The 25,606-nt window shown below is 73.0% G+C and carries 19 protein-coding genes and 2 pseudogenes; 15 read left to right on the top strand and 6 right to left on the bottom strand.

What is annotated here, in order from left to right:
- Nucleotides 1–21 precede the first annotated feature (21 nt).
- The 10 genes and pseudogenes from ACZ7JZ_RS14335 to ACZ7JZ_RS14290 all read left to right on the top strand — a co-directional run bounded on the left by ACZ7JZ_RS14335 (nt 22) and on the right by ACZ7JZ_RS14290 (nt 9,971).
- Nucleotides 22–648, top strand: coding sequence for a TetR/AcrR family transcriptional regulator (locus tag ACZ7JZ_RS14335; protein WP_470938013.1), 627 nt, complete (start codon nt 22–24; stop codon nt 646–648).
- A gap of 271 nt (nt 649–919) precedes the next feature.
- Entirely contained in the window at nt 920–1,732 is an 813-nt protein-coding gene (locus tag ACZ7JZ_RS14330) for a TIGR02452 family protein (RefSeq protein WP_470938010.1), read from the top strand.
- 161 nt (nt 1,733–1,893) lie between these two features.
- Nucleotides 1,894–2,259: a hypothetical protein gene (locus ACZ7JZ_RS14325; protein WP_470938007.1), complete on the top strand. Its 366-nt coding sequence runs from the start codon at nt 1,894–1,896 to the stop codon at nt 2,257–2,259.
- Between the two features lie 422 nt (nt 2,260–2,681).
- Nucleotides 2,682–3,734, top strand: a pseudogene (locus tag ACZ7JZ_RS14320) (carotenoid oxygenase family protein); the annotation flags it as partial.
- Between the two features lie 109 nt (nt 3,735–3,843).
- A complete protein-coding gene (locus ACZ7JZ_RS14315; RefSeq protein ID WP_470938004.1) occupies nt 3,844–5,226 on the top strand; it encodes a hypothetical protein in 1,383 nt (460 codons plus the stop codon).
- 312 nt (nt 5,227–5,538) lie between these two features.
- A complete protein-coding gene (locus ACZ7JZ_RS14310; protein ID WP_470938001.1) occupies nt 5,539–6,741 on the top strand; it encodes a sensor histidine kinase in 1,203 nt (400 codons plus the stop codon).
- Nucleotides 6,742–6,833: 92 nt separating this feature from the next.
- Nucleotides 6,834–7,484, top strand: a complete 651-nt coding sequence (locus ACZ7JZ_RS14305) for a response regulator (RefSeq protein WP_470937998.1) — start codon at nt 6,834–6,836, stop codon at nt 7,482–7,484.
- 165 nt (nt 7,485–7,649) lie between these two features.
- Nucleotides 7,650–8,381, top strand: coding sequence for a DUF7873 family protein (locus ACZ7JZ_RS14300; RefSeq protein ID WP_470937995.1), 732 nt, complete (start codon nt 7,650–7,652; stop codon nt 8,379–8,381).
- A gap of 25 nt (nt 8,382–8,406) precedes the next feature.
- Nucleotides 8,407–8,497 (top strand): annotated as a pseudogene (locus tag ACZ7JZ_RS14295).
- A gap of 430 nt (nt 8,498–8,927) precedes the next feature.
- Nucleotides 8,928–9,971, top strand: a complete 1,044-nt coding sequence (locus ACZ7JZ_RS14290) for a LacI family DNA-binding transcriptional regulator (protein ID WP_470937992.1) — start codon at nt 8,928–8,930, stop codon at nt 9,969–9,971.
- 126 nt (nt 9,972–10,097) lie between these two features.
- On the opposite strand, the gene ACZ7JZ_RS14285 is transcribed toward ACZ7JZ_RS14290, so the two are convergent.
- Nucleotides 10,098–12,872 (bottom strand): glycosyl hydrolase, encoded by a 2,775-nt coding sequence (locus tag ACZ7JZ_RS14285; protein WP_470937989.1) that lies wholly within the window; start codon nt 12,870–12,872, stop codon nt 10,098–10,100.
- A gap of 254 nt (nt 12,873–13,126) precedes the next feature.
- Here ACZ7JZ_RS14285 and ACZ7JZ_RS14280 point away from each other — a divergent pair, with 254 nt between their 5' ends.
- The 4 genes from ACZ7JZ_RS14280 to ACZ7JZ_RS14265 all read left to right on the top strand — a co-directional run bounded on the left by ACZ7JZ_RS14280 (nt 13,127) and on the right by ACZ7JZ_RS14265 (nt 17,984).
- Nucleotides 13,127–14,431 (top strand): ABC transporter substrate-binding protein, encoded by a 1,305-nt coding sequence (locus ACZ7JZ_RS14280; RefSeq protein ID WP_470937986.1) that lies wholly within the window; start codon nt 13,127–13,129, stop codon nt 14,429–14,431.
- Nucleotides 14,432–14,540: 109 nt separating this feature from the next.
- Nucleotides 14,541–15,554: a carbohydrate ABC transporter permease gene (locus ACZ7JZ_RS14275; protein WP_470937983.1), complete on the top strand. Its 1,014-nt coding sequence runs from the start codon at nt 14,541–14,543 to the stop codon at nt 15,552–15,554.
- The gene (locus tag ACZ7JZ_RS14270; RefSeq protein ID WP_470937980.1) at nt 15,551–16,450 is read left to right on the top strand and encodes a carbohydrate ABC transporter permease; all 900 of its coding nucleotides are present in this window, start codon (nt 15,551–15,553) and stop codon (nt 16,448–16,450) included. The genes ACZ7JZ_RS14275 and ACZ7JZ_RS14270 overlap by 4 nt, the downstream gene beginning before the upstream one ends.
- 106 nt (nt 16,451–16,556) lie before the next feature.
- Nucleotides 16,557–17,984: a GH1 family beta-glucosidase gene (locus ACZ7JZ_RS14265; protein WP_470937978.1), complete on the top strand. Its 1,428-nt coding sequence runs from the start codon at nt 16,557–16,559 to the stop codon at nt 17,982–17,984.
- A 640-nt stretch (nt 17,985–18,624) separates the two neighbouring features.
- Here the strand turns inward: ACZ7JZ_RS14265 and ACZ7JZ_RS14260 are convergent.
- From ACZ7JZ_RS14260 to ACZ7JZ_RS14245, 4 genes are all read right to left on the bottom strand, one after another.
- Nucleotides 18,625–19,806, bottom strand: a complete 1,182-nt coding sequence (locus ACZ7JZ_RS14260) for an MAB_1171c family putative transporter (RefSeq protein WP_470937975.1) — start codon at nt 19,804–19,806, stop codon at nt 18,625–18,627.
- Nucleotides 19,806–20,387 carry a toxin-antitoxin system, toxin component gene (locus tag ACZ7JZ_RS14255; RefSeq protein WP_470937972.1) on the bottom strand — a complete coding sequence of 194 codons (582 nt, stop codon included), beginning with the start codon at nt 20,385–20,387 and terminating at the stop codon, nt 19,806–19,808. Before ACZ7JZ_RS14255 ends, ACZ7JZ_RS14260 begins: the two co-directional genes overlap by 1 nt.
- Before the next feature lie 95 nt (nt 20,388–20,482).
- On the bottom strand, nt 20,483–21,061 hold the full coding sequence (locus tag ACZ7JZ_RS14250) for a helix-turn-helix domain-containing protein (protein ID WP_470937969.1): 579 nt from the start codon (nt 21,059–21,061) through the stop codon (nt 20,483–20,485).
- Nucleotides 21,062–21,443: 382 nt separating this feature from the next.
- Entirely contained in the window at nt 21,444–21,848 is a 405-nt protein-coding gene (locus ACZ7JZ_RS14245; RefSeq protein ID WP_470937966.1) for an SgcJ/EcaC family oxidoreductase, read from the bottom strand.
- A 373-nt stretch (nt 21,849–22,221) separates the two neighbouring features.
- On the opposite strand from ACZ7JZ_RS14245, the gene ACZ7JZ_RS14240 reads away from it, so the two are divergent.
- Nucleotides 22,222–22,746 carry a VOC family protein gene (locus ACZ7JZ_RS14240; protein ID WP_470937963.1) on the top strand — a complete coding sequence of 175 codons (525 nt, stop codon included), beginning with the start codon at nt 22,222–22,224 and terminating at the stop codon, nt 22,744–22,746.
- A gap of 301 nt (nt 22,747–23,047) precedes the next feature.
- Here the strand turns inward: ACZ7JZ_RS14240 and ACZ7JZ_RS14235 are convergent, their stop codons facing one another.
- Nucleotides 23,048–25,495 (bottom strand): SpoIIE family protein phosphatase, encoded by a 2,448-nt coding sequence (locus tag ACZ7JZ_RS14235; protein ID WP_470938102.1) that lies wholly within the window; start codon nt 25,493–25,495, stop codon nt 23,048–23,050.
- Nucleotides 25,496–25,606: the final 111 nt, after the last annotated feature.

Here is a 25,606-nt window from a genome sequence, read left to right as displayed (position 1 = left end):
ATCGAACGAGGGGAGGCCGCCTTGGCCGACGCCGGTGCGCCCTACCACCACGGCAACCTGCGGGAAGCCCTGCTGGCCCGGGCGGAATCCGTCCTCGCGACGGCGGGGGCGGACAGCCTGTCCCTGCGGGCCCTCGCCCGGGACCTCGGCGTCAGCCACGCCGCGCCGGGGCGGCACTTCCGCGACCGGCAGGCGCTGCTCGACGCGCTCGCCGTGGGCGGGTTCCGCCGCCTCAACGACGCCCTGCGGACCGCCGTCGACGAGCCCGGCCCCGTCACCGCCCGCCTCGCCGGGATGGGGCGCGCCTACGTCGACTTCGCCGTGGCGAACGCCCCGCTGCTGAGCCTGATGTTCACCGCCAAGCACGCCGACGACTCCAGCGCGGAACTCCGCGAGCTCGGGCACCGCAGCCTGGACATCGCGGCCGGGCTCGTCGCCCTCGCACAGGAGGAGGGCGTCGTACGGGCGGGCCCGCCGGAGCGCCTCGCCCAGGTCGCCTTCTCCACCGTGCACGGCCTCGCGGCCCTGGCGGTGGGCTCCCTCCTGGACGAGACCCCCCTCACCGAAGCCACCGACCTCGCCCTCGACGTCCTGCTCGCCGGGCTCGCGGCCCCCGGCGGCGGTGCGGCCCCGGCCGGGGGCTCCTGACGGAGGGCGGCGGGGGCGGCCTCTGGGGCATGGGGCCGGGGCGCTGCGCACCGGCGGCGGGGTGTTTCCGCCGGTGCCGCGCAGCGCCCCGGCAGCAGCCACAGTCGATCACGGCGGACGGCTGCCGTTCCAGGCAGTTCCACCTGCAGAAGTACGGCTGGCGTACTTCTGCCGGATCCGGACACCCGCCACCGCCCGCGGCGCGGCCGCGATCCGACGGCTCCAAAAAATGAGTCACTCTGACAATTAATCCTCGCTAGCATCGCGTCCCATGAGCAACCGCCTGAGAAACCTCGCCACCGAGAACGAGGACATCGCCGCCGCCGGCGCCTACACCACCCCCGCGGGCATCCGGGTCTCCATCGCCGCCGCCCTCGCCGCGGCCCGCTCCGGGACCGTCTCCCACTCCCCCGCCTTCGCGCCCGCGCCGACCGGCCCCTTCACCGGCAGGCCCGAGGTCACCGGCGAGGACAGCATGAGCGCCGCCCGCCGGCTCACCGACGCGGGCGCCGAGCACCTCGCCGTCCTCAACTTCGCCTCGGCCCGGAACCCCGGGGGCGGATACCTGCGCGGGGCCAAGGCGCAGGAGGAGGACCTGTGCCGCACCGCCCTGCTGTACGCGTGCCTGCTCGAGGCCCCCGACTACTACGCCGCCCACCGGGCGTCCGCCGACCTCGCCTACAGCCACCGGGTGATCTTCTCCCCGCAGGTGCCGGTGATCCGCGACAGCTCGCGCGCCCTGCTCGAACAGCCCTACCGGGTCTCCTTCCTGACCTCCCCCGCCCCCAACGCCGGCCAGCTGGCCCGGCATTCGGCGGGAGGAGCCAAGGTGGACGTCAGGGACACGCTGACCGAACGCGCCCGCCGCGTGCTCGGCGCGGCCGCCCACCACGGGGTGCGCGAGCTCGTCCTCGGCGCCTGGGGCTGCGGGGTGTTCGGCAACGACCCGGCGGAGGTGGCGGACGCGTTCGCCGCGGCCCTGCACAGCCACGGCGCGCCCTTCACCCGGGTCACCTTCGCCGTCTGGGACCGCTCGGACGACTCCCCCAACCGCGCGGCCTTCCGCGCCGGGTTCGCCGGCTGAGGACGCCCGGCGCCCCCGGCGACGCGCACGGCTCCGCAGGCCCGCAGCGAGCCGCCCGGTCGAGCCGCACCGCCGGACGGCCTCCCGGGTTCCGGTCGGCCGGTCCGGGTATGCCCTGCCCGGGGAACCCCGCGGACGGGCGGGGGCGGGAGGGGGCCGTGATGGGGCGCGGGAGCGCGGACAAGGGCTGTCTGGGGATCGGGCTGGTCTTCCTGCCCTTCGCCCTCGGGCTCGGGTACGTGCTGGTGGTGGGGGCATGGCGGTTCGTGCGGTTCCTGTGGACCACGGGCGGGCCGCGGCTCGCCGAAGGCGATCCGGCCACGTGGGGCGGCCTCGGTGCCGCGGTCCTCCTCGGCGCGGTGGTCGCCCTCGTCTACTGGCACGCCGGCCGCGACGGCGGACCGCATCCGGTGCGGGGCCGGGCCGTCTACCGGGGGGAGGACTGGCACTGGGAGGCCGATCCCCTCGAGTACCCGCCCGAGGAGCGATGGCCGGGTACCGACCGCAGGCGTCCGCCCCCTTCGTAGTCCGGTCGTCCCCACCCGACGGCGTCCCTCACGATCCGGCCACAGGCGACGGCCGGAGCGCAGCGGCGGAGCACGGCGGCGAGTCCGGAGGCGACCGCCGCCGGGCCGAAGTCCCGGACGACCCGAGGGGGGTTCGGAGCGTCTCCCCTGCCGAAAGCAGCCCGCACCCCCCTTCCGCGGAGGACCGGACGCCGCCGGTCCGGCCGGGTCCCGGGGCGGGTGCGGTGGAACGTCGTCGACCTGCTGCGGGCCGGGCGCGGGCCCGGTGCCCGGCGCGGCGCGCAGGGTGAGAGGTACCGCATGGCCCTGCTCCCCGCCGGTTTCGGCGTCCTGACCCACGGGTTCGCCGCCGACCCGTACCGCTACTTCGCCGGGCTGCGGGAGGAGGCGCCGGTGCACTACGAGGCCGCCGTGCCGGCACCCACGTCATCGAGCACGCCGGGCGCCTCCTCGCCCTCTGCGAGGCCAACCTCCCCTTCGAACTCACCCCCGAACTCGACACCGTCGGCGCCCACGACTTCGACGGCAGGCTCCGCACCGCCATGACCGCCCACCCCAAGGAGGACCCCCGCACCGGAGAGCTGCACTTCTTCGGGTCCTCCCCCTTCCCCCCGTACCTCACCTACCACGTCGCCGACGCCAAGGGCGAGATCACCTACACCGCCGACATCCCCGGCGCCACCGCCTCGCTCAAGCACGACTTCGCCCTCACCCGCCACCACGTCGTCTTCATCGAGGGCAGCGTCACCTTCGACCCCGCGGAGCACTCCGGCATCCCGTACGGCTGGGACGACGACCACCCCGCCCGCATCGGCATCATGCCCCGCACCCCCGAAGGCGCCGCCCGCACCCGCTGGTTCAGCATCGAACCGGGCAGCATGCTCCACGTCGGCAACGCCTACGAGGACGGGCAGGGCCGCATCGTCCTCGAAGGCCCCACCGTCGACCGCACCGGCTTCCACCTCTCCTGGAACTGGTGGGTCGGCGCCCCCGGCCGCGGCAGCGAGCCCAACGCCCGGTCCTACACCCGCCGCTGGACCGTCGACCCCGCCACCGGCGCCGCCGACGAGCAGATCATCGACGACCTCGCGGTCGAGTTCCCCACCCTCAACGAGGACTACCTCGGCTCCGAGCACCGCTACCAGTACGCCGTCTCCTTCCCCGACGAGCAGGGCTACGGCGGCTACGGCATCGTCAAGTACGACCGCCGGACCGGAGCGCGGCGCATCCGCCAGACCGGCGACGCCCGGCTGCGGAGCGAGGCCGTGTTCGTCCCCGCCGCGGGCGCCACGGCCGAGGACGACGGCTACCTCCTGACGGTCGTCTCCGACCTCAAGCAGGACGCCTCGCAGCTCCTCGTCCTCGGCGCGTCGGACCTCGACCGCGTCGCGACCGTCCACCTCCCCCGCCGCGTCACCGCCGGCATCCACGGCTCCTGGATCCCGGACGAGGCACTGGACGGCCACCGGGGCTGACACCCCGGCAGAGACTTCCCAACAGTCCGCACGCCCCGGGGGCGCCGGTACGCACACCCGTACCGGCGCCCCCGGCCCCCGCCCCTTCGTACCCCCGAAGGACCATGTGATGCACACCGCCACCACCACCGCCCCTCCGTCCGCAGCACCGGCCGGTCCGGCCCCCACCGCGCGCGAGGTGGACAACCGCGCGGCCTACGCGGGCTTCGGACTCGCGTACGTCCTCGGGCACGGCTCCGCCGCGCTCTCCCACGGCGACACCCCCCTCCTGCCCCTGCCCGGCTGGCTGCCGCCGGCCCTGCTCGGCGCCGGGCTCCTCGCGGGCACCGTGCTCGCCACCACCGCCGCGCTACGCGCCCAGCAGGGGGCGCCCGCCGCAGACGTCCTGTCCGGGAAGCTGCTCGGAGCGGCCTGGGTGGCCGCGTTCGCCGCGCTGTTCCTCGCCGTCACCGGACTCACGTCCGTCTTCGACGCACCGGAGCTCGGGGAGGTCCTGTGGCCCGCCGGCTCCGGCTTCGTCGTCGGACTGCTCTACCTCGCCGAGGGCTCGGCGCGCCGCAACGTCCTCGCTACGTCCTCGGGGTCTGGCTCGCCCTGGTCTCCACCGCCGCCCTGTCCCTCCAGACCCCCGGCCCGCTCTGGGTACTGGCCGCGGCAGGAGGCGGCGCCTACGCCCTGGCCACCCCCCTCGAGCACTTCCGCCTGCGCAGAAGCGCGGCCGCGGCGATTTCTGGCTAAGTCGTACCTTCACGGTCCAGGCACGACATGTGCACGCCATCTCCACCCTAGGGTGAGGCCCGATCAGCCGCTCGGACATCCCACCGACCAGCCGGCACCGACCGTGCCCGGCACCAGGACTGGAGTGAAACGGATCATGAATCCCCGCCACCTGTGGAAGCGCCTCACCGCCGCATTCGTCCGCCGCGGCACCGGCGCCGCCCTGAGCGCCCTCGCGCTCGTCGCCGCCTTCGTCCTCGCGGGCACCGCCGCGGGCACGACGAGCGCCGCCGCCCAGCCGGCCGCCGTCCAGCCGGCGGGCGCCGCCGCCACCGGCCAGTGGGCCTGCGCGGGCGCCGCGATACCGAGCGGTTGGGTCCTCACCGCCTGGAACGCGCACGGCTGCAGCGGCTGGGGCTCCTGGTACCAGCAGCCTGCCGCGGACGGGCTCTGGACCTGCAGCGGCTCCCCGATCGTCTCGGGGTACGTCATCACCAACTACAACAAGCTCGGCTGCAACGGCGCCGGCGGCTGGCTGCACAACCTCGTCAAGGACGGCATCTGGACCTGCGGCGGCTCCCCGATCATCGCGGGCTACGTCGTGACCGGCTACCAGCTCATCGGCTGCAACGGGGTCGGCGCCTGGTACCACCAGCTCCCCAAGGTGGGCCTCCTCACCTGCCCCAACTCTCCCGTCCCGCCCGGCTGGGTCGCGAACACCTACTGGAAGAACGGCTGCAGCGGCCACGGCGGCTTCTACCTCGCCCGCGCCTGATCCCGCGACCCCCACCACCCCCGCCCCCGCGGCAGGACCCGCGTACCGGACGGCTCCCGGCCCCCCGTTCCCCCGCTGCCGGGCGCCGTCCGGTGCCGTCGGAGCCCCCTGCGGCCTGAGGGGAACAACCGGCAGCACAGGGGATCCGACGCAAGGAAACTACCGCCGGACCGGCCGCGGGCGCGGCTCACCAGGGGTGTATCCGGACCGCCGACCCCGGGTGTACGACCGGCCTGCAACCAGGGGTGTACGCCCCGGTGCACCGGCCGGCGAACCGGCCCGCCCGCCCAGCCGTCCCCCTACGCTCTGCTCATGACGATCACAGGGGGACGGCCGGGCGCCGCGCGGGCGCTGCTGCCGCACGTGGCAGACGCGGTGTACGCGGTGGGCTCGCTCGGGATCTCGGCCACCATGCTGCGCAACTGGCCCGACCCCCACGGGTACTGGCGCGACACGGACCTCTGGGCGTACGTCCTGCTCGCCGCCGTGTACCTGCCCCTGGCCGTACGGCGCCGCTTCCCGCTCGCGGTGCTGGCCTGCGTCGCGTCCTGCGTGCTCTGCTACTTCACCCTCGCCTACTACCACCCCGTCGCCGTCTGCGGGCTGGGGCTGGCCTGCTACACCGTGGCCGCCCACCGGGGGCGCCGGACCTCGGTTCCGGTCGCCGTACTGTCCTGGCTGGTCCTGCTGTGGGGCACCCGGCTCGCCGAACCGGGCATCGGTGCGCTGAGCGTCGCCTTCGTCACCGCCACCGCCGCCGTGACCTGGGTGACCGGCGACGTCTCGCGGCGGTTCAAGAAGCGCGGGGAGCACCTCGCCGCCCTGACCCGGCAGCTCCGGGCGGAGCAGGAGGCGAAGACCCGGCGGGCCGTCGCCGACGAGTGCATGAGGATCGCCCGCGAGCTGCACGACGTGATCGCCCACCACGTGTCCGTCATCTCCCTCCAGTCCGGCCTGGCCGACTACGTGTTCACCACCGACCAGGACACCGCGCGCGCCGCCCTGCGCACCATCAACGGCAGTGCCCGCGAGGCCGGAGACGAGATGCGCCGCATGCTCGCGGTCCTGCGCCAGGGGGTCGAGCACGCCGAAGGGCCCGCGGGCGGGGCCGACACCGCGCTGCACGGCACGGCCCGGCTCGGCGAGCTCGCCGCCCGCGTCACCGCGGCGGGCGTGCCCGTCCGCATCACCGGCGACCGGCCTCCCCCGGACCTCCCGGCGGGCGTCGACGCGTGCGTCTACCGGATCGTCCAGGAGGCGCTGACCAACGTCCTCAAGCACGCGCCCGGGGCGCACGCGACCGTCGCCGTCACCCACGGCGGCGGAACCCTGCGGGTGCGCGTCACCGACGACGGCCCCGGCGCCCGCGTTCCCGCCCAGCGGGACGCACCAGGGCACGGCTTGATCGGCATGCGGGAGCGGGCGACAATCTACGGAGGCACCGTCAGGACCGGGAACCGCCCCGCCGGGGGCTTCGAAGTCGACCTGACCCTGCCCGCACCGCACGACGGCTGACCTGCCGCCCGGCCGGTACGACCGGGTACCACCCGGCCAGCCGGCGCACTGTCCACGGTCCGAGGGTCCAGGTCCTCCAGGGGGATACCCGCATGCCCACCGTCCTCGTCGCCGACGACCAGGTCCTCGTCCGCTCGGGCGTCGTCGCCCTGCTGCGCGCCGCGCCCGGCATCACCGTCGTCGGCGAGGCGGACAGCGGGGAGGCGGCCGTGGCCCGCGCCGCCGAACTCGGCCCGGACATCGTCCTGATGGACGTCCGGATGCCCGGCATGGGCGGCATCGCCGCCACCGCCGAGATCCTCGGACGGGCGCCCCGACCCACCCCGAAGGTCATCATGCTGACCACCTTCGACCTGGACGTCCACGTCTACGACGCCCTGCGCGCCGGCGCCAGCGGGTACCTCCTCAAGGACACCCCGCCGGAGCGCCTGATCTCCGCGATCCTGACCGTCCACGCGGGCGAGACCCTCCTGAGCCCCAGCGCGCTCCGGCAGCTCGTCACGGCATGCGCCGCCCCCGCCCCCCGCTCCCCCGCCTCGGACCTGGCCGTCCTCACCCCCCGCGAGACGGAGGTGCTCGCCCTGGTCGGGTCGGGCCTGTCGAACGCCGACATCGCCGCCCGGCTGTTCCTGAGCCCCGCGACGATCAAGACCCACGTGCACCGCTGCATGAGCAAACTGGCCCTCACCAGCCGGGCCCAGGCCGTGGTCCTCGCCTACGAGGCCGGACTCGTCACCTCCTGAGCCCGCACGGCCCGCGCGTACCCGGCCGCGCTTCGGCCGGAGTCGACCGCCGGAGTCGACCGCCGGACTCGCGCACGGGGAGGAGGACGGGCACCGCGGGCCCCCGCCGCCAGGGCGGTCGTTAAATCAGATGTGCGTGCGGCGCAGGGTTGTTAGGTTCTCCGTGTGCCGAAGCTGAATCAGATCATCGCAGTCGAAAAGGGCGTCAAGTCGAAGGCCCTCCAGGAGCTCACCCAGGCCCACCAGGACGTGCAGAAGCCCGCTCTGCTGGCCGGCATCTCCCGGACCTACCAGCCCAAGGACGAGGAGGGCGAGCAGCTGCCGCCCGAGTCCACGCGGGTGCAGGTCAAGGCCGAGGACGCGCTGCGGGCGACCGCCGGGACCCTGACGCGGCTCTTCGACGTGACCGCGACGAAGGACTGGGCGAACCGGTCCGCGGTCGCGGACGTGGTGGTCGACGGTGCGGTGCTGCTGCCCCAGGTGCCCGTCCCGTACCTGCTGTTCCTGGAGAAGCAGCTCACCGACCTGCACACCTTCGTGCGCAAGCTGCCGGTGCTCGACGCCTCCGAGTCGTGGAGCCCGGACCCGTCGACGGACGCGTGGAAGACGGACCCGGTGCGGACCATCCGCACGAAGAAGGTCCCGCGCAACCACGTGAAGGCCGAGGCCACGGAGAAGCACCCGGCGCAGGTCGAGGTGTACTACGAGGACGTGCCGGTCGGCTACTGGACCACCGTGAAGTTCTCCGGCGCGCTGCCCGCCCGGCGGGTCAACGAGCTCCTGGACCGGGTCGAGAAGCTCCAGCAGGCCGTCAAGTTCGCCCGTGAGGAGGCGAACAACACCGAGGTCACCGACCAGCGGGTCGGCGACGCGGTCTTCGGCTACCTCTTCGGGTAGCCCCCTTCTACGCCCTCCGTCGCGAGCGGGGGGTGCGCGATGAGCGCAAGCTGAAACTGATGTTGAAGCTGATCAAGGGGTGTCAGTTGGGGGTTCGAATCCCTCCCCCCGCACCACGTGCGGGGGTGGCCCAAGCCCGGCAGAGGCGGCCCCGTGAAACTCAGATTCTCGCTCCAGTCTCAGTATTCGCCGCCGAACACCGGATCGACCGGGCGCGGGCGAACATCGACGGATGGGGGTTCAAGTCCCCCCGGCGCCTCTCCCGCGGCGCTGTAGTTCAAAGGCAGAACACGTCGGTCTCAATATGACCCGCGGTCCTTAAACGCCGCCGGTGTGCGCAATTGGGTGGCAAGCAGGGGCCCGGGAGCTGGACATGCTCCCGGGCCCCGTCACGTTTCCGGCCTGCCGCCCGCCGGGGGATCCCCAGTGTGGGAGCGCTCTCAGCCGACAGCCCGTACCGGCGTTAGGCTGTACCCGATCCGGCGACGGCGGGTGTCCGCAGCACCCGTGGTGTGTCGCCGGCCCCGTAGAGGAGGAGCGACCGCCTTGCCCGAGCAGTCCCCCGGGTCCCGGCCCACCCTGGAAGCCGTCGCGGCGCGTGCGGGAGTGTCCCGGGCCACCGCCTCGCGGGTCGTCAACGGGGGCGACGGGGTACGCAAGCCGCTGGTCGACAAGGTGCTCCGGGCCGTGGACGAGCTCGGGTACGTACCGAACCACGCGGCCCGGACGCTGGTCACCCGGCGGACGGGCGCGGTGGCCGTGATCATCGCGGAGCCGGAGGTGCGGATCTTCTCGGACCCCTTCTTCTCCCAGCAGATCCGGGGCATCAGCAAGGAGCTGACCGCCCACGACACCCAGCTCGTCCTGCTGCTGGTGGAGGGGCCGGGGGACTTCGACCGGATCACGCGGTACCTGTCGGGCGGCCACGTGGACGGCGCACTGACCTTCTCCCTGCACACCGACGACCCGCTGCCCGCGATCACCCGCCGGGCGGGGATCCCCACCGTGTTCGGGGGCCGGCCGGGCTGGACCCCGGCCCCCGGCGAGCGGCCCGTGTCGTACGTGGACGCCGACAACCGGGGCGGGGCCCGGGCCGCCGTGCAGTACCTGCGCGACCTCGGGCGGGAGCGGATCGCGCACATCGGCGGGCCGCTCGACCAGACCTCGGCGGTGGACCGCCTCGACGGCTACCGCGACGTGCTGCTCGACACCGATCCCACGCTCGTCGCGGAGGGCGCCTTCACCGTGGAGAGCGGGGCCCGGGCGATGGCGGAGCTGCTGGAGCGGCGGCCGGACCTGGACGCGGTGTTCGTCGCCAACGACCTGATGGCCTCGGGGGCGCTGCGGGTGCTGCGGGAGCGCGGGATCGCGGTGCCGGAGCAGGTGGCGGTCGTCGGTTTCGACGATATGGACCCGGTGGCCAGGGAGACCGATCCGCCGCTGACCACGGTCCGGCAGGACATCGAGGGGCAGGGCCGGCTGATGGCACGGCTGCTGCTGCGCAGCCTCGACCGTACGGGCCCGGGGGGCGGTACGGCGCCGGACTCGGTGATCACCCCGACCACGCTGGTCCGGCGGGACTCGGCCTGAGGGGCTCCCGGCGAACACGCGTACGGCGGGTCCCCCGCTCAGGGGAGCCGGGGACCCGCCGCGCCGGTCCTGCCCGTGCGGCCGGATCATCCCCCTGAGGAGGACGGGGAGGATCCGGCGGCGGGGCTACTCGTACGGGATCCTCAGGACGGCCGCGTCGGTGCCCGTCTGGACCCGGGACGTGCCGTTGCCCAGGGCGTTCCAGATCTCCAGGCGGACGGTGCCGTTGCGCAGTTCGCCCAGGCTGCCGGTGACGGCCTGCGTGCCGGCGGCCTGCGTGTACTCCTCCCAGCCCGGGACCGGGTCGGTGGCGAAGTAGCGGAAGGTCTCGGTGCGTTCGAAGGTGCCGTCGCCGGTGAGGTCGTAGCTGACCCGGACCTGCGGGGCGAGCGCGACCGTGGTGCCCGCGTCCACCCGCAGGCGGAACGCGGTCGCGGCCCCGGCGGCGAGCCTGCCGCTGACCTGCCTCGCCTCGTAGACCGTCGGCCGGTACGGGGTGCCGTCCCGGTTGACCCCGTCGGCGGAGGCGAGGGTGTCCGCGCCAGCCGGGTCGGTGGTGGCGGTGGTGAGGACGCCGCCGGACGTGAGGCGGAAGGTGTTGCCGGTGGACGGGCCGGGCTCCTCCGGGTCGGGGTTGCCCGTACCGGTGCCGGTGGCCGTCGAACGGGCCGGTACGGACAGGGTCTTGCCGTCCGAGAAGGTCACCGTGCGGGTGGTGGAGCCGTGGTTGTGGGCGGCGTAGGTGCGGGTGCCGTTCCTGGTGAAGGCGACGGCGGTGGGCAGGTCGGCGCTGACCGTCATGTCCGGTGCGCCGAGGGTGTCGAGGGTGGTGATCCAGTGGTAGGTGTGCGCCTTGGACTCGCCCTGCTCGGGGGTGTAGTTGCCGTTCGCGCCGTCCCACTTGGCCTTGGCGGCGGCGGGGGCGGCCAGGGCCTCGAACTCCCAGAGGAGGTCGCGCCACTCCTGGGCGGGCCCGCCGTTCTCGCGCTCCATCTCGGCGATGTTGCGCTTGATCGCGGCCTTCTCGCGGGCCAGGTGGAAGGAACCGCCCGTCACGGGGAGGACGTTGATGCCGTGGATCTCCTCGGGGTTGGCGGTCCACCAGGTGGAGTAGGCGGCGCCGCTGCCCCAGACCATGCCGACCGTGCCGTACCGGTAGGAGGCGGGGAAGACCTGTTCGTCCGCGTCGAACCAGTACTGGGTGATGGCCTCGGACTCCGTCGTCAGCAGGTAGCTGCCGAGGTCGCGCAGCGAGGTGTCGCCCGTCGCCGCGCCCCAGAGCACCAGGGCGGCGCTGAGGTTGACGGACTCCGAGGAGGACTCCTGGTTGTTGCCCGCGGCGAAGCCCTGGTGGCCGGAGGCCCAGCTGTGGCCCGCGTACACGTCGAACCCGCGCAGGAAGGGGTACGCCGCGTCGGTGCGGCTGGGGTTGGCCGTATCGCGGATGAGCTGCTTGACCATCGCGCCCCAGGCCGGGTCGGCGGCCCAGGCCGGGTCGTACTGGGCGATGACCGCCGCCGCGTAGACGTAGTAGCCGTAGTGGAAGTGGTGGTCGTTGAGTTCGGTGTCGCTGCCGTACGAGGCCGGGTAGCCGGTGAGGGTCTTCCAGTCCCGGTCGTAGCTGAACCCGCTCGCCCCGCCCGCCGTGAACCACTCCTGGAGGCGGCCCTTCATCAGGCCGAGGAGCTTGTCGCGGGTCGCGCTCTGGCCGATCTGGTCGGCGACGGGCACCAGTTGGGCGAGGCGGCCGAGCGCCTTGCCGGTCCAGTAGGTGTCGGAGGCGCCGGAGAACGGGTCGGCGGCGTTCGCGACCTCGTTGAGGTACCCGGTCAGCCGGGCCCGGTCGACGCCGCCGGCGGCCGGCAGGGCGGGCAGTACGCCGCTGTTCTTCTGGCTCGTGGTGAAGGAGGCGGACTCGCGCACCTTCATGGTGCCGCGCGGGGAGACGTACGTGTAGGGGGTCAGCGGGTCGGTGGTGTGCAGCCACTGGTGGCGGTAGAGGGCCTGGAGCGTGCCGCGCTCGGTGCCCTCCCTGGCCTCGGTGGTCAGGGTGTAGGTCGCCCGGATGCTGCCGCCGGTGCTCTGCCAGGCCACCTGTGAGCCGGTGACGAAGCTGAAGGCGTACTTGCGGTAGGTCGCGAGCGCGTCCGTGGAGGGCAGGACGGCGAGCGAGAAGTAGTCCCGGCCGCCGAGCCCGGCGGTGATCGCGGTGCCGGAGACGTTCCAGTCGGCGCCGGTCGGGGCGAAGAGGGCGTAGTGGTGGCCCGCGACCGTGATGCCGAGGACGTTGCCCTGGTCCGCGAAGACCGTGGGCGCGGACGCGGTCGTGATGCGGGCGTCGCCGCCGGAGCCCTTGGCGTACACGAAGGGCATGCCGTGTCCGATGGTGGCCCGGAAGGTGCGGGTGCCGTCGGCCCAGTACGGGGTGACGGTCCAGTCCGACCAGGCGTCGGCCTTGGTGTCGGGGGAGTTCAGGCCGCTGAGGCCGACGGTCAGGTCGGCCTTGTGGGCGTACTCGTACTGCCGGCCGTCCCCGACGATCGCGGGGGCGGTCGGGTAGCCCACCTCCAGCCCGGAGGCCTTGGCCTGGTAGGTGAGGGGGTGGCCGTACATGGGGGTGGAGTACGGGTTGTCCCCGTAGCGCTGGTAGGCGAGCGAGGTCCACCAGTCGTTGGTCGGGACCGGCTTGCCGCGGGCGGCTTCGGTGAGCTTCGGCGTGACGGGCGCGCCGGTGTTCGTCGTGGGCCCGGACGTGCCGGCGGGCCGGGTGTCGCTGTAACTGCCCGCGCCCGCGGGGACGGTGGCGGCGGCCGCGGGGGTGGCGGCGGAGCCCAGGCAGGCGGCGGCCAGGGCTAGGGACAGGGCCGTCGCCGCTGCTGGTCTGGAGAGGGAGGCTTGCACGAAACAGCACCTCGATCACATGGGGTGGGGGGAGAGAGCGCGTTCGAGAGCGCTCTCAACTGTCAGGGAACGTAAAACTCCTGAAACATCGGTGTCAAGGGATCCGGCTACCAGGGGGAGTTGGCGCGCGGGGCACTCTGTTACTCATTCGAGTCTTGACGGGGGCCAGACGGTAGGGGACGCTCCAGAACCACGTACTGAGAGCGCTCTCAGAGTGCTTGGTCAGCCCGAAGTCGAAGTCAAGGGAGGCTTCCATGCCCAACGCCCGAGCCGCCAGGAGAACCACCGCCCGCCTGGGGGCGGTCGTGCTCACCGGGGCCCTCCTCGCCGCCTGCGGATCGAGCACCTCGCCGGACTCCTCCGACGGCGCGGGCGGCAAGATCACGCTCACGGTCGACCTCTTCGGATCCTTCGGCTACAAGGAGGCCGGGCTCTACGAGGAGTACCAGAAGCTCCACCCCGGCGTGACGATCAAGCAGAGCGACACCCAGGACGAGGCCGACTACTGGAAGTCCCTCCAGACCCGGCTCGCGGGCGGCGGCGGCCTCGCGGACGTGCAGGGCATCGAGGTGGGCCGGATCGCGTCCGTCACCCAGCAGCAGTCCGACAAGTTCCAGGACTTGAACGCATTCGGGGCGGGCAAGCTCAAGAGCCAGTTCGCCGAGGCCAAGTGGTCGGCGGCCACCACGAAGGACGGGAAGGTCCTCGGCCTCGGCACGGACGTGGGCCCCGAGGCCATGTGCTACCGCACCGACCTCTTCGAGCAGGCCGGCCTGCCCACCGACCGCGAGGAGCTCGCCAAGAGGTGGTCCACCTGGGACGGGTACCTGGCGCTGGGCAAGGAGTACAAGAAGAAGGCACCCGCGAAGAGCGCCTGGCTCGACAGCATCGGATCCCTCTACGGGGTCATGATCGGCCAGGAGGAGGAGCGGTACTACGACGCCTCCGGCACGCTGGTCTACGAGACGAACCCCGCGGTCAAGACGGCCTGGGACACCTCGGTGAAGGCCGCCGAGGCCGGTCTGAGCGCCAAGCTCGACCAGTGGTCGCCGCAGTGGAACCAGGCCTTCGCCGCCGGTTCCTTCGCCACCATCCCGTGCCCCGCCTGGATGCTCGGCTACATCAAGGGCCAGGCCGGGGACGCGGGCAGCGGCAAGTGGGACATCGCCAAACTGCCCGGGGGCGCGGGCAACTGGGGCGGCGCCTACCTCTCCGTCCCGCGGGCGGCCAAGCACAAGGAGGAGGCGTACAAGCTGATCGAGTGGCTCACCGCGCCCGAGCAGCAGGCGAAGGTCTTCCAGAAGCAGGGCAACTTCCCCTCCTCCACCGGCGCGATCGCGAAGATCGCGGGCGCCGAGGACCCGTACTTCTCCGGCGCCCCCATCGGCCGCATCTTCGGTGACGCGGCCAAGGAGTCCCCGGTGCAGGTGCTGGGCGTGCACGACCAGAACGTGATGCAGCAGCTGACGAACGCGCTGAGCGAGGTCGAGCGCAAGGGGGTCTCCTCGGAGGCGGCGTGGGAGACGGCCAGGAAGGGCGTGGCCAACGTGATCGGCTGATCCCGGCGGCGGGGCCGGCCGGCCTCCCCGCAGGGCCGGCCCCGCGCCCCCTCCCCCGGCTCCCTCCCACCCCCTCCCCCCTCCCGTCCCGATCCCGAAGGGCCGCATCGTGTCCGCCACCTCCCCCGCGAAGTCCGGCCCCCGCCCGGCCGCGCAAGGGTCCGGAGCCGGGTCCGGTCCCGGATCCGGCTCCCGGTCCGGTCCGGGCCGCGGTCCGGCCGCCGCCCTCCGGCGCTCCTGGCGCAAGGCCTCCCCGTACGCCTACATCGCCCCGTTCTTCACCCTGTTCCTCGCCTTCGGCCTCTTCCCGCTGCTCTACACGGCGTTCGTCTCCCTCTACCGCGTCGAGCTGCAGACCAGCGGCGAGATGGAGTGGCGCGGCCTCGCCAACTACACCGCGCTCTTCCGCGACGACTACTTCTGGATCTCGCTGCGCAACACGTTCACCATCGGCGTGCTCTCCACCGTGCCGCAGCTCGCGATGGCCCTGGGCCTGGCCCACCTGCTCAACTACCGCCTGCGGGGGCGTACGTTCCTCAGGACCGCGATCCTGCTCCCGTACGCGACCTCCGTGGCCGCCGCCACCCTCGTCTTCGCGCAGCTCTTCGGCCGCGACTTCGGGCTGATCAACTACGTGCTCGGGCTCGTCGGCATCCACCCGGTGGACTGGCAGACGGGTACGGTCGCCTCGCAGATCGCCGTGTCGACGATCGTGATCTGGCGCTGGACCGGCTACAACGCGCTGATCTACCTGGCCGGCATGCAGTCGATCCCCCAGGAGCTGTACGAGGCCGCGCGGATGGACGGGGCCTCGCGCTGGCGGCAGTTCGTGCACGTGACCCTGCCCGGACTGCGGCCGACCATCGTCTTCACCGTCATCATCTCGACCATCGGCGCCACCCAGCTCTTCGGCGAGCCCCTGCTGTTCGAGGGGTCCGTATCCGGCGGCATCTCGCACCAGTACCAGACGCTCGGCCTGTACATGTACGAGCAGGGCTGGGGGTTCTTCCACCTGGGCCGGGCCGCGGCCATCGCCTGGGTGATGTTCGTCCTGATCGTGCTGCTCGTCGGGGCCAACGCCCTGATCGCGCGCCGTCGCGCCCGCAAGGAGGCCCACCGATGACCGCGCTCGACAACCGCCCCCGGCCTCGGGAGCGCACCGGCGGACTCCCCCGCTCGCGCCGGCGCGGCGGGGCCGGGGCCGCGGCCACGGGCGGCTGGCTCGCCTACCTCGTCCTCGGACTGGCCGTGCTGGTCTCGGCGTTCCCCTTCTACTGGACGATCGTCGCGGCCAGCCGCTCCAACGCGGACCTGGCGCAGGTCCCGCCGAGCCTGCTGCCCGGCCCGAACCTGGTCAGGAACTTCGAGGCGGTCCTCGAAGAGGCCGACATCGGCAAGGCGCTGCTCAACTCCCTGATCGTCTCCGGGTCCATCACCGTGGGCACGGTGCTCTCCTGCACGCTGGCCGGGTTCGCCTTCGCCAAGCTGCGGTTCCGGGGCCGGGGCGCGCTGCTCACGCTGACGATCGGGACGATGATGATCCCGCCGCAGCTCGGCGTGATCCCGCTGTTCATGCTGATCGCCGAACTCCAGTGGGTGAACCAGCTCCAGGCGGTCGTCCTGCCGGGCCTGGTGTCGGCGTTCGGGGTGTTCTTCATGCGGCAGTACCTGGTCCAGTCCCTGCCGGACGAGCTGATCGAGGCCGCCCGCATGGACGGCGCCTCCACGGCCCGCATCTTCTGGTCGATCGTGGTCCCGATCGCGCGGCCCGGGATGGCCGTACTGGGACTGCTCACCTTCATGACGGCGTGGAACGACTTCTTCTGGCCGGTCATCGCCCTGTCCTCGCAGGAGCCGACCGTGCAGGTCGCACTGCGCCAGCTCGGCGGCGGCTACGTCAACGACCAGTCGGTCGTCATGGCCGGCACCCTGCTCGGCACGCTGCCGGTCCTGCTCGTCTTCGGCCTCCTGGGCCGGCAGATCGTCGGCGGCATCATGCAGGGGGCCGTGAAGGGCTGACCCCGGCCCCCTGCCGCTCCTGTCCTCTCCTCCCCAGCGCCCTCCCCTGGCCCTGCCCTGCCCTGCCCTGCCCTTCTTCCTTTTCCCGTTTCCTGGAGGTCCGCTCATGACCACTGTCGACGCCCGCCCGGCGAGCACCCCGGACACCCGTCCCGAGAGCCCGGCGGGACTCCGCTTCCCCGCCGGATTCCGCTGGGGGACCGCCACCGCCGCCTACCAGATCGAGGGCGGGGCCGCCGAGAACGGCCGCACGCCCTCCATCTGGGACACCTTCAGCCGTACGCCCGGCAAGGTCCGCAACGGCGACACCGGCGATATCGCCGCCGACCACCTGCACCGGATGCCGGACGACGTGAGGCTCATGAAGGAGCTCGGCGTCACGGACTACCGCTTCTCCGTCTCCTGGCCCCGGGTCCAGCCCACCGGTCGCGGCCCGGCCGTGGAACTGGGGCTGGACTTCTACCGCCGCCTGGTGGACGAGCTGCTGGCGCACGGCATCCGCCCGGTCGCGACGCTCTACCACTGGGACCTCCCGCAGGAACTGGAGGACGCGGGGGGCTGGCCGGAGCGGGACACCGCCCACCGGTTCGCGGACTACGCGGACCTGGTGGCCCGCGCGCTGGGCGACCGCGTGACGACCTGGACCACGCTGAACGAGCCCTGGTGCGGGGCGTTCCTCGGGTACGGGAACGGGGTGCACGCCCCGGGCCGCACCAGCAACCTCGCCGCGCTGCGCGCCGCCCACCACTTCAACCTGGCGCACGGCGGCGCGGCGCGCGTCCTGCGCGAGCGCCTCCCGGCCTCCGCCGAGATCTCCCTGACCCTGAACCTCCAGGCCCTGCGCCCCCTGACCGACTCCGCGGCCGACCGCGACGCCGTACGCCGGATCGACGCCGTGGCGAACCGCGTCTTCATCGACCCGGTCTTCCACGGGCGGCTGCCTCAGGACCTGGTGGAGGACACGGCGGGGGTGACGGACTGGTCGTTCGTCCGCGACGGCGACCTGGCGCTCGCGTCCACCCCGATCGACTCGCTCGGCATCAACTACTACTCGCCCAGCGTGGTGTCGGCCGGTTCCTCGGCGTCCCCCGCCCCCTGGGGCGGCGCCGAGGAGCACGTGGCGTTCACGCCGGCGGCGGGCCCGCGTACGGCGATGGACTGGCCGGTGGACGCGAACGGCCTGTACGAGCTGCTCACCCGGCTGCGCGACGAACTCCCGCACGTCCCGCTCCTGGTGACGGAGAACGGGGCGGCGTACGAGGACTACGCCGACCCGGAGGGGCAGGTACACGACCCGGAGCGGGTGGCGTACCTCGACGCGCACCTGACGGCCGTCCACCGGGCGATCCAGGACGGCGTGGACGTCCGCGGCTACTTCCTGTGGAGCCTGCTGGACAACTTCGAGTGGGCGTACGGCTACAGCAAGCGCTTCGGCATCGTCCACGTGGACTTCGCCTCCCAGCGCCGCACGATGAAGGACAGCGCCCGGTGGTACGCGCAGGTGATCGCCCGGAACGGGCTGGCACAGGCCTGAGGGTGCGGGCCTGACTGCGTGGAACATGCCGGCGACAGGATGTACCCCCGTATCACCCTGTCGCCGGCAGTCTGCGGGCCCCGCGGGAGCGGGGCGGCTGGAACGCGCTCAGAGGCTGGCTCTCTCCTTGGACTCACTGCCTTCGATGGGCAGAACGCTACCCACGCTTCACTCTTTTGTAAATCAGAAATCTCGCTCGTTTTCTGCCTATGAGCAGGTCGGTGCATATGCGTGCGTTGCAATGAGCGGGTGTGCCAACGCAACGGCCTCCGGGTGTGCACCATGCCCCGTCGGATGGATGACGGTGAACCCCCGGCGGCCTTGGAGGGGCGTACGGGCATGCGGCATCATGGCGGGGCAGGCCCTTTTCGGGCATGCGGCGGCCCCATGTCGTGGGGCCGGGTTCTTCGGGAACCAGATGGATCCGCCCCCTGGCAGGGGCGGTACTGCCCGGTCGTTTCGACCGGGTTCGTCACCGGGTGGGCTGGATACCCGTCCGGTGGTGGCAGGCGGCGGCCGTGTCGAGGTGCTGGATACACCGGGACACCGCGCCGTGGGGTGGCCCTGGAAGGGGCCACCCCACACTACGGGGCGGGCGGCATCGGGCCCCCTCGCGGTGGGAGGGCTGCGCGTCCGGCCGTCATGCGGAGAGCGCCTCCCGGTGGCGGGGGGCCCGGCTCCGGTTCAGTACGGCGTACTGCCGGGAGACGCGGGCGACGGCCCGGGTGCCGGAGTTGAGTACGGGCATCAGGACGGCGGCGCCCTCGGCGCGGGGTTCGCGGTCCGCGCCGCCGGCGGCTGCGCGGGCCCGCGCCCCGATGGCGGAGTCGATCATCTCGGCGGCGGCCATGGCCCAGGCGGTGTCCTCGGGCTCCCCCGCGTCGAGGGCGCGCAGGCGGGCCGCCTCCATGAGCGCGGGGTCCACGTACGGTGACAGCGACAGGAGTTGGTCGTGGATGTCCGTCTCCCGGTCGAAGATCCGGCGTTCGAGCGGTACCCGCCAGGCGGCGGGGCGGCCCGCGGCCCGGCCGGGCGTCCTGAGCCCGTGCCAGAGCGGCCCCAGCCGCCGGTAGGTCCGCCAGTCGCCCAGCAGGGCTTCCAGGCGCTCGCCCTGCGGCAGGAGGAACCCGACCGTCGTCAGTACGGCGCCGAAGCTGGCGAGCGGCGGGGCCACGTCCGTACTGAGGGAGTCCAGGTCGCCCCCTGCCCAGCGGGCGGTGATCGCGAGCGCCTTGAGCAGGCCGAAGGCGGTGCTCAGGGAGAAGCCGGCGACGAGCGTGAGGAGGCCGGCCCTGAGCCAGCCGTCGACCACCCGCGACCAGCGCCAGCACATGGCCGGCACCACGATCCCGAGCACGATGTGCCAGGTCAGGTACACGACGAGCGTCTCGCGGATGAAGGGCGTGGTGGCGTAGTACGTGTCGAAGTCGCGCAGGCGCTCGTCGGGGGCCTCGCCGAGGGCGAAGGAGCCGCAGATCATCAGGATGACGGCGGCGCACACGGAGAACCACACGCGGGCGCGGCGCTGGACGGCCGGGCCGAGGCCGTCGCGCCAGTACACGAGCAGGACCATGGCGCAGGTGTTGAAGGTGCTGATCAGGGCGTAGACGAGGGGTGCGCTGAAGTTCGCGATGCCGGTGGCGCGGTTCACGGCGGTGATCGTGGGCGGTGCGGCGAAGACGAAGCCGAGGCAGGCCATCAGGATCAGGCCCGAGACGGCGCGCACCATCGGTTCGCGCCAACGCCGCAGCAGCGTGGGCACCTTGGACAGGAAGGCGGTGCCGAGGGCCGCTGCGGGTACGTAGTAGTCGGTGCCGTGCATCAGCCGTCCGCACCGAGCGAGGCCTGGATGCGCGCGGCGGGCCCTTCGAGGACGCGCGGGGGTCCGCCGTCCTCCACGAGGTGGCGGAAGTGCCGTCCGAAGCGGCGGCCGAAGTCCTCGGCCTCCGCCTCGTCCTCGTCCCCGTCCGCCGTCGCGGTGCGCGCCGCCACGATGCGTACGGCCTCGTCGAGTTGGCTTTCCGTCAGCTCCTCGCCGATCAGGCGGGTCGCGACGTGGCCGCCCAGGGCGTGGCTGCCGCAGTGCCCGCGCATCATGTGCCAGATCTCGTGGCCGAGGATGACCAGGCTGTGGAACGCGCTGGTGGACCGTACGACCACGATGACGTCCTCGGTCTCCCGGTCGAGCCACAGGCCCGAGACGGGTCCGATGCCGGCGGGCAGGTCGCGGCGGAAGATGCGGACCGGGCGGCCGCGCAGGACCGTGAGGTGTGCGGCGAGGCGGGCGATGAGCACGTCGATGTCGCCGGGCGCCGGTTCGCCCAGCCCCGCGTCCAGCTCCCTGCACAGGCCGGCCATCTCCTGCTCCAGCACGTACAGGCGCCGTCGGCTCCTGATCCCCACCCGTGTCTCCTCAGCCGCGCGCAGTTGCGGCGCAGCGCTCGTCCCGAAATCCCCCGCGGCCCCGCGTCCGTGCGCGGGCCGCCTGCCACACTCCCTCAGTCGAGGTCGAGGTCGTCCATCAGCGCCTTCATGGCCGCCAGGGTCTGCGTGAGCTTGAGCTCGTCGGCTCCGCCCCGGAAGGCGACCCGCCTGAGCTTGTACTGCTCCTGCAGATCCGCGAGGGACTGCGTCTGCTCGGTCTCCAGGCGCTCCCGGAGCGCGCGGTCGAGCGCCTGGGAGGGGGTGGCCGTGAGGAAGCCGCGGGGTACTCCGAAGAAGTCCTCGATCAGGGCCGCGTGTTCCAGTTTCGGCGTCTTGCGGCCGTTGAGGATCTCTCCGATCCACTGGGGGGTGACGCCGGCGGCCTGTCCGATCTCCGCCCGCGAGAACTGGGCGCCGTCGGCGCGCCGCCGGGTCTGGCGGAGGAACTCGAGCCGCTCTGCGACCTGTTGGAGGAAGTCCGGCCGCGGCAGCGGCCGGCGGCTCAGCCCCGCGCGCACCACGTTGACCGCCAGGCCGGTGCTCAGGGAGAGGGGTACCGGGTCGAGGACTGCGTTCCAGTCGAGGCCGGCCGCTTCGATGAGCTCTTCGAGGAGCGCGAGGCTCTTCAGATGGGGCTCGCCCCCGTCGATCACGGTGTCTCCTGACGATGCGTTCGGCGCCTGACGTCCGGCGGTACCGGAGCGCAGTGCCGACCGGTGCGCCTACTAGATCAGAACAACGATCGATTCCACAACTGAAACGATCGCGTCACCGATGGCCGAAAGCAAACTCCGGCCGCGCGCCTGCGCACCCGCTCCGCCTCCGACAACAGGGCTGCTGACAGAGCCTTTTCCGCGGCGTGCGCAGTGCCGCGGACCTCCGGCGGCCTGATGCGCCCCCTACCGCGGGGCAACGATCGATTCACCGCACGGATCGCTCACTGCCGTGCTCCTGACGCGGCCCGCCCGTCCCGATCCGCGGGACGCTGACTTCCTCCCGTACGGGGCCGACTGCGTACGGCCCGCCGGGCAGCTCCTAGGCGGCGACGACCCCGGTGTTCTGGCAGGCGGTCAGGAGCCAGCGGCCGTCGGCTTGCTTCGAGACCACGTAGAGCGGGGCGCCCTCGCTCTCCTCGCCCGGGGTCGCGTACCGCTGACGGACCTTGACCGCTGCGACGTCAGGCCGGATGAAGAGCACATGGACCACCTCGTAGGTGACCTTGCCGTCCCAGCCCGCCGCAGGGAGGACCTTGCGGGTGAACTCCGCGATCTCGTCGAGACCGATGAGCACCTTGCCGTGGGCCGTCGTCCAGACCGCGTCCGGGTGGAAGAGGGCGAGGAACTCCTCGGGGTCCTTGTTCTGCTGGGCGTGCTCGACGGTGGCGACGAGCCGGCCGATCGCTTCGATGTCTGCCTCGTGGGAGGTCGATTCCGTGGTCATGCGGATGAGCATCACACCTCAAGCGCGGTTGAGGTCAACCGTGTCCGGGCGGGCGGCGCCGACCTCGATCCTGTTCTCGTCGAGGCCGTTGACGATCCTCAGGCAGCCGCCGACGAACACGAACTCCACCGCGACGCCTCCTGCCGCAAGGTCGCGCTCCGCGGGACGCCGTTCGAGGAGCCCGACCTCCCTCAGCACTCGGCCGACGAACGGTTCGAGGCGGTCATCGGCGTGTGACCACCGCGGGGTGTGCACGGAGCAGGACCTCCACCCGGGCGAGGTCACGGAAGCGCGCGCGATATAGGTCAGGGGTTGTCCTAAACCGGCCGTAGGGTCTTCGCATCGTGAGGGACCGGACGAGGGGACGAGAGCGATGAAGCACACTGCGCCCGAGGGTTACACGAGCGTTGCGCCGTGGGTGGTCACCGATGACACGGGGGCGCTGCTCGATTTCGTCGCCGCCGCGTTCGACGGCGAGGAGATCGCGCGGGTGGCGGTCGAGGACGGCACCATCGGCCACGGCGAGATCCGGGTCGGCGACACGGTGGTGCTGGCCTTCGACCGGCGGCCCGACTGGCCGGTGATGCCCGCGCTGCTGCGGGTCTACGTCCCGGACGCGGACGCCGCCATGGCCGCAGCCGTGGCGCACGGGGCGCGGGTGGTGACCGGGGTGGCCGACAGTGCGTGGGGGGACCGCGGCGGGCGGGTGCGGGATCCGTTCGGCAACGTCTGGTGGGTGGTCAGCCGGGTCGAGGAGGTGGCACCGGACGCGGCCTGGGAGCGCATGTACGAGCCGAAGTACGCGGAGGCGATGCGCACGGCCCAGGAGACGCTGGACGCCGAGCTGAGCGGCCGGGAGTCGGGGACCGCGAGCGCGCCGAAGCGCCCGGGGGGCTGAGGTCGGCCCGCCGGTGCGCTGAGGCCGGGTGCGCTGAGGGCCCGGCCCGCCGGTGGCGGCTGCGTACGGCGGGGCTGCGGGCCGCCGGGGCCGCGTACGGGGGGCCGGCGGGTCACACTCACCCTGGCGGCCCAGTTCCGTGTTGCGGGCGGCGGGCTGCGGGTGCAGGATCGAGACAGGCCCCGGCCGTGACTCTCCCCCCCAGTCACGACCGGGGCCGATCACGTACGGCGTGCAGGCCCCGGACCCCGGGTGCCGCCGCCCGGTACGGGGGCCCGGCGGGCCGGGGTGCGTACCGTCGTCAGCGGACCTCGATGCCGATGAGGCAGGTGTCGTCGTCGGTGTCGGACGCGCTGTACGTGAGGACGCTGTCCAGCCGCTTCTCCAGGGTGTCGGCCGGTCGCGAGGCCACGGCGAGGAGCTGGGTGAGGGAGTCGGTGACGGCGATGTCCCTGCGCTCGACGAGGCCGTCCGTGTACATGAGGAGGGTGTCCCCGGCTTCGAGCTGCACCTCCTCCTCCTCGTAGGCCGCCTCCGGCAGCGCACCGAGCATCAGTCCGCTGCTCAGGGGGAAGGGCTGGGCCCCGGCTCCCCGGACGAGGACGGGCGGCAGGTGGCCCGCCCGGGCCCACTGCAGGGTACGGGTACCGGGGTCGAAGAGGCCGCAGACGGCGGTGCCGGTGAGGTTGCTGGTGAGGTGGAAGGCGACCTGGTTGAGCCAGGCGAGGAGCTGCGCCGGCCCGGCGCCGGTGACGGCGAGGCCGCGCAGGGCGTTGCGCAGGACGACCATGCCGGTGGCGGCCTCGATGCCGTGTCCGGCGACGTCGCCCACGCTGAGGAGCACCTTGCCGTTGGGCAGGACGGCGGAGTCGTACCAGTCCCCGCCCACCAGGGACTCGGATTCGGCGGGCCGGTAGCGCACCGCGACCCGGATGCCGGGCACGTCGAGGGGTGCGGGGGCCGGGGGCATGATGGCCTGCTGCAGCTGGAGGGCGAGGCGGTTGCGGTCGGCGGATTCCGCCTCGGTGTCGGCGAGCTGGTCGCGGGTGGCGGCGAGGGCGACCTCGGTCCAGTGCTGGGAGGAGATGTCCTGGCAGGCTCCGCGTACCGCGTAGAGGCGCTGCTGGTGGTCCAGTACGGGTTCGGCGACCATCCGGATGTGCCGGGTGATGCCGTCGGGCCGCTGGAGGCGGAAGTCCACGGAGGATTCGCGCCGGCTGTGGAGGACGGTGCGCAGGAACCGCCCGATGGAGTTGACGTCGTGGGCGTGCGCGTGGGCGGCGAGGTCCTCGAGGGGGACGGGGGTGGCGGTCATCGGGAGTCCGAAGAGGGCGAACAGCTGCTCGTTCCAGCTGATCTCCTTGGTGTGCACGTTCTGTTCGAAGCCGCCGACCCGGCCGAGGCGCTGCGCGTGCTGGAGGAGGTTGGCGAGCCGTGCCCTCTCGTCCTCGATCTTCCAGATGAGGAGGAGCGCGGAGCCGTGCCGGGTGATGCGCACGTCGGCGACGGTGGTGAGGGGGACCTCGCCGACGAAGGTGGTCAGGGCGGTGCGCCGGGCCTGGCAGGGCTCGCCGGTGGCGTAGGTCCGCTCCAGCTTCTCGAAGAGGCCGCCGTCCTCGGCTGCGGCCGGGTAGATCTCGAGGAAGGGGCGACCGGTGACCACGGAGCGGGCGCGGCCGGCCGGGTCGACGAAGCTGTCGTTGACGTGGTGGATGCGGAAGTCGGCGAGTCGGCCGTCGGCGTCGAGGACGGGGGCGAGGACGAGGACCGTGTCGTCGAGGTGGCCGGCGAGGTCGGTGAGTTCGGCCAGGGCGGCGTGGTGGCCGGCGCCGGAGGGGTCGGGGGCCTGGTACCGGGGCTGCTCTTCGAGGGTGTGGGCGCACAGTTCGGCCAGCGCCTCCAGCTGGCGGACGACCTGGACGGGCTGCGGGGGCAGCGGCTCGGGCCAGGCGATCTCCAGGACCCCGTGGATACGGCCGCCCGTACCGGCCGGGACGACGACGCGGCCGCCGTGGGGGTGGCGGCGCCTCCCTATGGTCGCCAGGCCGGCCTGGGAGAGGCTGCCGACGAGGGAGAGCTCGCGGTGGGTGAGGGCGAGCCGGGCGCAGGTGGCGACCTCGGGCGGTACGTAGCGCCAGCGCTCGGCGTCCTCCGCCGAGAAGCCCGCCTGGCCCGCCAGGGTGAGGGAGGAGTCCGCCCCGGTGACCCAGATGGCGACGCCGTGGGCGCCGAGGGGGGCGAGCGCGTTCTCGAGGAGGGCTGCGGCGACGGCCGGGGTGTCGTCGGCCGCCAGGGCGCGGCTCTCCGCGGCCCGCAGCCGGACGGCGGGCGGCGCGGCGGAGTCCGGTTCGGCGACGGCCGTCTCGATGAACTCCTTTACGACGTCGCTGACGCGGTCGCGCGCGGCCTGGTTGACGACGTCGACGGCGAGGGCGAGCAGGCTGCTGCCGGACTGTTCGGCGAGTTTGGCGAGCTGGCGCGCCGCCTCGGCGGGCCCGCAGCCGAGGCGTCCGATGAGGATGCCCTTCGCGAGCTCGACGAGGGCCCGGCCGTCGGCGGCCGACTGCGCGGCGAGTGCCTCCTCGCGGAGCCGCTCGACGGTGGCGGCGAGGCGGCCGGCCTCCGGCCCCGCGGAGGGGTCCGGGCCGGCGGGCGCGTACGGGCCGGGGGGCACGTCCCGGGTTTCGGTACGGCCAGGGGGCCGGCCGTGCAGGGCGGCCGTGCCCTCCTCGGCCGCCGTGGCGTTCACGACTGCCGTACCCTCCTCGGCCGCCGTGGCGTCCACGGCCGACGTGTCCTCCTCCGTCGCCGCAGCAGTCGCTGCTGCCGTTCCGTACGCGGCGGCCGTGACCTCCTCCGT

The sequence above is a fragment of the Streptomyces sp. NPDC038213 genome (assembly GCF_055600495.1).
The sequence above is the reverse complement of the archived record's forward strand: the minus strand, read 5'-3'. Positions and strand labels throughout refer to the sequence as shown.

Bases quoted from the DNA above. Each gene is read 5' to 3' on its own strand.
- ACZ7JZ_RS14240 (WP_470937963.1), top strand. From the start codon at position 22,222: ATGAAGCACACTGCGCCCGAGGGTTACACGAGCGTTGCGCCGTGGGTG.
- ACZ7JZ_RS14305 (WP_470937998.1), top strand. From the start codon at position 6,834: ATGCCCACCGTCCTCGTCGCCGACGACCAGGTCCTCGTCCGCTCGGGC.
- ACZ7JZ_RS14265 (WP_470937978.1), top strand. From the start codon at position 16,557: ATGACCACTGTCGACGCCCGCCCGGCGAGCACCCCGGACACCCGTCCC.
- ACZ7JZ_RS14315 (WP_470938004.1), top strand. From the start codon at position 3,844: ATGCACACCGCCACCACCACCGCCCCTCCGTCCGCAGCACCGGCCGGT.
- ACZ7JZ_RS14330 (WP_470938010.1), top strand. From the start codon at position 920: ATGAGCAACCGCCTGAGAAACCTCGCCACCGAGAACGAGGACATCGCC.
- ACZ7JZ_RS14260 (WP_470937975.1), bottom strand. From the start codon at position 19,806: ATGCACGGCACCGACTACTACGTACCCGCAGCGGCCCTCGGCACCGCC.
- ACZ7JZ_RS14325 (WP_470938007.1), top strand. From the start codon at position 1,894: ATGGGGCGCGGGAGCGCGGACAAGGGCTGTCTGGGGATCGGGCTGGTC.
- ACZ7JZ_RS14280 (WP_470937986.1), top strand. From the start codon at position 13,127: ATGCCCAACGCCCGAGCCGCCAGGAGAACCACCGCCCGCCTGGGGGCG.
- ACZ7JZ_RS14245 (WP_470937966.1), bottom strand. From the start codon at position 21,848: ATGACCACGGAATCGACCTCCCACGAGGCAGACATCGAAGCGATCGGC.
- ACZ7JZ_RS14310 (WP_470938001.1), top strand. From the start codon at position 5,539: ATGACGATCACAGGGGGACGGCCGGGCGCCGCGCGGGCGCTGCTGCCG.
- ACZ7JZ_RS14270 (WP_470937980.1), top strand. From the start codon at position 15,551: ATGACCGCGCTCGACAACCGCCCCCGGCCTCGGGAGCGCACCGGCGGA.